Origin of the sequence: Phenylobacterium sp. (assembly GCF_037138395.1) — a bacterium.
Taxonomy (GTDB): domain Bacteria; phylum Pseudomonadota; class Alphaproteobacteria; order Caulobacterales; family Caulobacteraceae; genus Phenylobacterium.
On sequence record NZ_JBAXIM010000259.1, the window covers coordinates 1 to 1,776 of the forward strand.

At 66.5% G+C, this 1,776-nt stretch carries 3 protein-coding genes; 1 reads left to right on the top strand and 2 read right to left on the bottom strand.

Annotation, left to right across the window (positions count from 1 at the left end; translation table 11 throughout):
- Window positions 1–76: 76 nt before the first annotated feature.
- Window positions 77–829 carry a Bax inhibitor-1/YccA family protein gene (locus tag WCJ52_RS13010; RefSeq protein WP_336903727.1) on the top strand — a complete coding sequence of 251 codons (753 nt, stop codon included), beginning with the start codon at window positions 77–79 and terminating at the stop codon, window positions 827–829.
- A 65-nt stretch (window positions 830–894) separates the two neighbouring features.
- Here WCJ52_RS13010 and WCJ52_RS13015 read toward each other — a convergent pair whose 3' ends face one another.
- Both WCJ52_RS13015 and WCJ52_RS13020 read right to left on the bottom strand, forming a co-directional pair.
- Window positions 895–1,230 (bottom strand): DUF2794 domain-containing protein, encoded by a 336-nt coding sequence (locus WCJ52_RS13015; protein WP_336903728.1) that lies wholly within the window; start codon window positions 1,228–1,230, stop codon window positions 895–897.
- Between the two features lie 252 nt (window positions 1,231–1,482).
- The coding region (locus WCJ52_RS13020) for a DUF1223 domain-containing protein (protein ID WP_336903729.1) at window positions 1,483–1,776 on the bottom strand (294 nt) is incomplete at its 5' end.

Genomic DNA, 1,776 nt, shown 5'->3' on the forward strand with positions numbered 1-1,776 from the left:
GCTTGCACAAGACGGTTAAGGTCATGATATTCATGTCTGCGCCCAATCCGGGCGTTTGGGAGAGGACCTTCCTTCGATGAGCGACTTCAATCGCGGATCGGCCCGTCCGGTTATCGTGGACCGCGCCGACATGGCCGTCGACGCCGGCCTGCGCCGGTTCATGCTCGGCGTTTACAACAAGGTGGCCCTGGGCTTGGTGGTCTCTGCGGCCATGGCCTGGCTGACCGGCATGTTCCCGCCGGTCCGTGACCTGATGTTCAAGGTCGCGGAGGATGGCCGCATGCTCGGCATGACCCCCGTCGGCTACATCGTCGCCTTCGCGCCCATGGCGATCATCCTGTTCACCAGCTTTGGCCGGGGCGGACAGACGCCCCGTGGTGCCGCCATCGCCTACTGGAGCATCGTGGTGCTGATGGGCGCCTCCATGGGCCTCCTGGCCCTCCTGTACACCGGCGCGGCCCTGGCCCAGACCTTCCTGATCACCGCAGCGGCCTTCGCTGGCCTGTCCCTGTTCGGCTACACCACCAAGCGGGACCTTTCGGGCCTGGGCAGCTTCCTGATCGTCGGCCTGATCGGCCTGGTGATCGCCTCCCTGGTGAACATGTTCCTGCACCTGCCGATGATGAACTTCATCATCAGCATCCTGGGTGTCTTGATCTTCGCCGGCCTGATCGCCTGGGACACCCAGCGGCTGAAGCTCATGTACTACGACCTGGGTGGCGACGCGGGCTCTACGGCTGTAGCGACCAACTTCGGGGCTCTGAGCCTGTACCTGAACTTCATCAACCTGTTCCAGTTCCTGCTGAACCTGTTGGGCGCCCGCCGCTAGGCGGAAGGAACCAGAGACCGGAATATCGGCCCCGGCGGGCGACCGCCGGGGTTTTTTCTTGTGTCTCAGTCCACCACCCGGAAACGCCGGGAGTCGAAGAGGGTCAGGACCTGCGCCAGGTCGTGTCCGCGCTTGAGGATCATGCCGCCCTCTCCGATCACCGCCCAGGCGCCTTGCTTGCGGGCCATGGAGGGGCGCTTCTCGATCCGGTAGGCGGGCGCCTCGGAGGCGCGGCGGAAGACCGAGAAGACACAGGCATCCGGCAGGGGATCGATGGCGTAGTCCTTCCACTCCCCGGCGGCGACCATCCGGCCATAGAGGTTCAGGATGCGGGTGAACTCAGCCCGCTCGAAGAAGACGCGCCCCGGAGGACCGCCTGTGGGGAAGGGTTCCGCCGCCATGGGAGAAGGTTAGCCTCCCGGCGCCGTCCGGGGCAATCCTTTGGAACCTAGAGGATTCCGCCGCGAAATGACCTTATTTCGGACAAGTGCGCGCCAGATCCGCATCGGAATGTGCAGGCGTCGGTTGGCCGGACCTGAGCTCCGGGTATCTGAACAGCCCCCCCAGCCCCCGCTCGGAGCCGGGCCGCCGGGCCAGCCGACACCCCTCCACACATCGCAGCAAGTCGCCTCAGCCCTGTCTGAGGGCTCGGCCTATTTCCGGGACGGCGGGATCTTCGTCGCCGAGAGGATGCGACCACCCTTGGGCGACTGCACGATCACCACGGTCGCCAGGCCCGGCTCAGTGGCGGCTGGGAGCCGCCAGGTCAGAGTCCGGCCTCGCCAGGAGCCGAGCCGCCTCAGCTCGCGGACGGCGTTGATGGCCACCACGGTCTGACCGCGGTTATCGCCTCGGCGCACCTGGACACTGCGGGGACGGGGATCATATCGCACCATCCAGACCTCCGCGCCGCCCTGGGGCGCCGCGCCGGACGCCACGCTGGCGCT

Coding starts and splice junctions, on each gene's coding strand:
- WCJ52_RS13010 (WP_336903727.1), top strand. CDS start 77: ATGAGCGACTTCAATCGCGGATCGGCCCGTCCGGTTATCGTGGACCGC.
- WCJ52_RS13015 (WP_336903728.1), bottom strand. CDS start 1,230: ATGGCGGCGGAACCCTTCCCCACAGGCGGTCCTCCGGGGCGCGTCTTC.